This is a genomic window from Methanobrevibacter sp. (genome assembly GCF_045646045.1).
Classification (GTDB): Archaea; Methanobacteriota; Methanobacteria; order Methanobacteriales; family Methanobacteriaceae; genus Methanocatella.
This window is the reverse complement of the sequence record NZ_JAZRJY010000113.1, coordinates 1-5,130: the sequence shown is the minus strand read 5'-3', so window position 1 is coordinate 5,130 and position 5,130 is coordinate 1. Positions and strand designations below refer to the sequence as shown.

The following is a 5,130-nucleotide window of genomic DNA, read 5'->3' as shown; positions in this document are numbered from 1 at the left end:
TAGATATAATTAATTATATCCTACTTTTTTTAAAAAAATTGAAAACTATTAAATATAAGAAAATACATAAAGTTAAGTGTCATATTAAAATGATATTTTTTATAATGATGGAGGAATAATTTTGTCATACGTAGATGAAGTAATTGAAACTATTATCGAACAAAACCCTTCAGAACCAGAATTCCATCAAGCTGTACGCGAAGTATTGGAATCCTTAAGGGTTGTTATTGAAGAAAATGAAGAAGAATTCAAGAAAAATGCACTTCTTGAAAGATTAACAAATCCAGAAAGACAATTCAAATTCCGTGTCCCATGGACTGACGACAACGGACAAGTACATGTTAACACAGGATACCGTGTCCAATTCAATTCAGCTATTGGACCATACAAAGGAGGATTACGTTTCCACCCTTCAGTAAACTTAGGTATCATCAAATTTTTAGGATTTGAACAAATTTTCAAAAACTCTTTAACCGGACTTCCAATTGGTGGAGGAAAAGGTGGATCAGACTTCGATCCAAAAGGAAAATCTGACAGAGAAATCATGGCATTCTGTCAAAGTTTCATGACCGAATTATGTAAATACATTGGTGCTGATACTGATGTACCTGCAGGAGATATCGGTGTAGGTGGTCGTGAAATCGGATTCTTATTCGGTCAATACAAAAGAATCAGAGGTTTATACGAAGGAGTATTAACTGGTAAAGGATTAACCTTTGGCGGTTCTCTTGCAAGAACTGAAGCTACCGGATATGGTTTATTATACTTTACAAACGCAATGTTAAAAGCAAACGATATTGATATTAATGGAAAAACCATTGCAGTATCCGGTGCAGGTAACGTTGCAATTTATGCTATCCAAAAAGCTCAACAATTAGGTGGTAAACCTGTAACCTGTTCCGATTCAACTGGTTGGATTTACGACCCAGAAGGAATCGACGTAGAATTATTAAAAGAAGTAAAAGAAGTAAGGCGTGAAAGATTAACTGCATATGCTGAAGCAAGACCGTCTGCCGAATACCACGAAGGTAAAGGTGTATGGACTGTTAAATGTGACATTGCATTACCATGTGCTACTCAAAACGAATTACAATTAGAAGATGCTAAAACTTTAGTTGAAAATGGTGTTTTAGCAGTTGCTGAAGGAGCAAACATGCCAACTACTATTGAAGCAACAGAATTCTTACAAGAAAACGATGTTTTATTCGCACCAGGTAAAGCTTCCAATGCTGGCGGAGTAGCTACTTCCGCTTTAGAAATGTCACAAAACTCACAAAGATTAGCTTGGACATTTGAAGAAGTTGATGCAAAACTCCAAACTATTATGGAAAACATCTTTGCTGATGCTGCTGATGCTGCTGATGAATATGATTTAGGTAAAAACTATGTGGCAGGAGCAAATATTGCAGGATTCAAAAAAGTTGTTGACGCAATGAACGCACAAGGAATCGTATAGAACCACCCTACTTTTATAGTAGGAAGGATAGATATACACTACATGGCACTGGAAAATTACAATGTTGAAGAAGATGAAATTTTCATTTCGCTATGTAGTGAAAAAAATCTATCTAATAATTCTAAAAAAAAATACCGCAACTGTTTAAAGAATTATACTAACTATCATCAGTTAACATTAGAAGAATTAGTAAACGAAGCCGAAAGAGATGAAGAAAATAGTGTTCGTTTAGCAAGAAGAAAAATTAGAACACGATTACTAAATTTTAGAACACATTTAATCAATGACTTAGAATATAAAGCTTCAACTATAAAAACAAATATGATATGTGCAAAAGCATTATATCGTTTTTATGGAGTAGAACTTCCAGAAATACCAAATGCTGTTTTAACTGAATCACCAAATGATTCTATTGGTTTTGAAGATTTACCTACAATAAATGATATCAAAACTGCCATAGAATCTACAAAAAAAGCAAAACACAAAGCACTATTTATATTTGCTGCATGTAATGGTGCTGCAAGGATGGAATTAGTTAATTTCACTTTCAAACAATTTTTAGAAGGAGTTAAACCATTCTGTAATAATCCAGAAACACCAAGTGATATTATCAATGACTTAGATGGAAAATGTGATCAATTGGAAGTAATTCCTGTATTCAAAATGAAAAGACAGAAAACAAATTATACTTATTATGCACCAATAACTCCCGAAGCAACACAATTTTGCATAAACTATCTTAAAGCGGAGGGTATGGGTTTAACAGATGATGACCATTTTTTCCAATTATCTCCAGATGGAGTATCCACAGCATTTAAACTGATTAATGAGAAATTTCAATGGGGTAAGAGAGGATTGTATGGATTTTTCAGTAGCCATAGAATCAGAAAGTTTAATGCCAGTGTAATAGAAGATGCGGATTTTGCTAATTTTATTCAAGGTAGGAAACCAAGTCCAATAAAAGAAACCTATTTTAAAAGAGATATTAATAGAGTAAGGGAAGAGTACAAAAAACACATGTATAAATTCACTATATATGCTCATTATGATGTGATGATAAATAGTGATGCATATAATGAATTACAAAGTCAATTCAAAGAGGAAAAAAGAAAACATGAAGAAGAAACAGAAAAATTAAGACAGGAGTATGAAGAAAAAATCAGCGAGTTAGAAAATCGTAACATAACATTATCTGGCCAAGTAAATAATATTGAAGATAGATTAAACAATATCGCTCGTGCAAATGATATAACTAAAATACAAGAATATGCATCCAGTCATGAATTAGTTAACGAAAATAACCTAATGAAATTAGTCATGCAAATATATAATGAAGATATAGAAAAAGATAATGATTTATTCGTAGATGAAAAATATATCGAAAGTATTATCCATAGAGCTTATAACAAACAACGTAATAAAGAAGCTAAATGGATGTATGGATCATCACAAGATAGGAATTTTTCCACACATAATCCACAGATTTATGATTTATTATTTGTTTTAAAAGGCATAGTTGAAAAACATTCAAAATCTATGGGGTTTTCAATCTCTGATTACCAAAAAGAAAAAATTGATAGGGTACTATGGGAATATGCATTAGAATTAGCTCAGGAAGGTATAGACGAAGAATCAATTGACAAAGATGAAGTAATTAAATTGGTAGAACCTATATTTATGTAAAAAAATCATTTGGGATTAAATTAAGTGATTACTGTTGTGGATATCATGAAAAAATAATTATGTCCAATAATTCCTGCAATCAGCCACAAGTAAATTAATAAGTTACTTAGTAATTTATTAAATAATGATGGGCAATAATCATTTAACAGGAGTATTGCTGTAAAGTTATTTTTAGATAATGTTTCGTATGAATTAGGAAATAATATTATAGGATTTTTGATAATGAATTATTGTTAAAAATTAAATAGGCCAAAAAAATGAATCAGAAATAATATTAACAGTATCCACCCGCATCAACTACTTTTCAAAAAGCAATCACCCTATGCAGAATATAATTTCATAATATATAAATATATTTGTTGACAAAACTTTAACCATATAAATGTTTTATTCACAAAGCACAACCTTTCAAGATTGTTTGTATAGTATAAAACATTTTTATTAGAATAATATTCAAAATGGGAGAAAAAAATAAATGAAATTAAAAAAGCACATTTTTACAATATTACTGGTCGTACTATTGTTTCTTTTAATAGGTTCAGTCAGTGCGACTGATATTAATACAAACGATACACAAACAGTATCTGCAAGTGGAAATGACGAAATTTTGAGTGTGGGAAATGATGTTGACATATTAGGTGCTGGTGAATACAACTACACTTACTTAAGACAACAGATTAACTCCGGCGGAGATATAACATTAATTAAAGGCAATTATACTTATGCTGATGGCGACGGCGAGACCATCGAAATCACTAATTCTGGCGTAATTGATGGTAACGGTGCAGTTATCGACATGGCAGGATTAGGCCATAGGGCATTTTATGTAACCGCATCTGGAGTAACAATTAAAAATCTCACCATTAAAAATGCAAACTATAATGGTGATGGTGGAGCAATTTACTTTAGTCAATCAGGTACTGTTGAAAATTGTAATTTTACTGCTAACCAAGCAACTGGGGATTACAGTTGGGGTGGTGCTGTCTTTTTCCTGAGAGATGGTAGTGTAACAAATTGTAATTTTACTAACAATAAAGCAACTGGTTCTAATAGTTTGGGTGGTGCAGTTTACATGTATTCTGGTAGTGTAACAAATTGTAATTTTACTGGCAACACTGCAACTCTTGGTGGTGCGGTTTTCTTCGTGAATAATGGTAATGTGACAAATTGTAATTTTACTGGTAATAATGCGACTACGGGTTCTGCAATTTACTTCTACACTACATCTGCCACTAAAACTGTTTCCAATTCTATTTTCTTAAACAATAGGGCTAATTCAGAAGCTTTAGAAGTAATTAAAAATGAAAATAACATTACAATTACTTTTACCGGTAACGACAACCTTTTAAACGCAATTTATTCTTCAGATGATGTTAGTTTCACCAATGTTACATACTGGGGTGCAAACGGAATTGCAAACACCGGCAGTTCTTCTATTACTCCTTCAAGATCCAATAAGGAAGCCGGCCAAAATATCACTGTTAGTATAGTTATTAATAATGAAATTGTTTCCCATGAGGTTTATGTTACGGATGCGAATGGTAGGATTGTTTTAAACAGAAATGTTGGAGATAATTATTTCATTGGTGTTTGTCATGACACAGATTCATACTACACTGAAAAAGTAAATACGACTTCAAACAACACTAAATTCAACGTGAATGTCACATCCAAGACAACCAACAATAAAACAGTTAATATCACTGCAAAATCCAATATTCCAAATGAAGTCATGAAAGGTAAATTACTATTTATCCTTCCAAACGGTACTGAAATTAATGCAACCTATGCCTCTAATGGAACCTGGTGGGCATTACACACATTTGATGATGTCGGCGACTATAATATACGTGCATCATATATTGGATTGGACGATGTAATAATCAATAACGGCAATATCAGCATTAGGTATGAAGCCCGCGTAGATGTAAACAATAAAACTTTGAATTTAGAAATTGGTCAAAATTTCACTATTGTTGCCACTACTACTC

General features: G+C 32.2%; 3 protein-coding genes. All 3 read left to right on the top strand.

Going from position 1 to position 5,130, the window contains the following annotated elements; genetic code table 11:
- The first annotated feature begins 121 nt into the window (after positions 1 to 121).
- Positions 122 to 1,456, top strand: coding sequence for an NADP-specific glutamate dehydrogenase (gene gdhA, locus ACKI5C_RS07545; protein WP_407432550.1), 1,335 nt, complete (start codon positions 122 to 124; stop codon positions 1,454 to 1,456).
- Positions 1,457 to 1,498: 42 nt separating this feature from the next.
- Positions 1,499 to 3,139, top strand: a complete 1,641-nt coding sequence (locus tag ACKI5C_RS07540; RefSeq protein ID WP_407432549.1) for a hypothetical protein — start codon at positions 1,499 to 1,501, stop codon at positions 3,137 to 3,139.
- Positions 3,140 to 3,614: 475 nt separating this feature from the next.
- The coding region (locus ACKI5C_RS07535; protein WP_407432548.1) for a right-handed parallel beta-helix repeat-containing protein at positions 3,615 to 5,130 on the top strand (1,516 nt) is incomplete at its 3' end.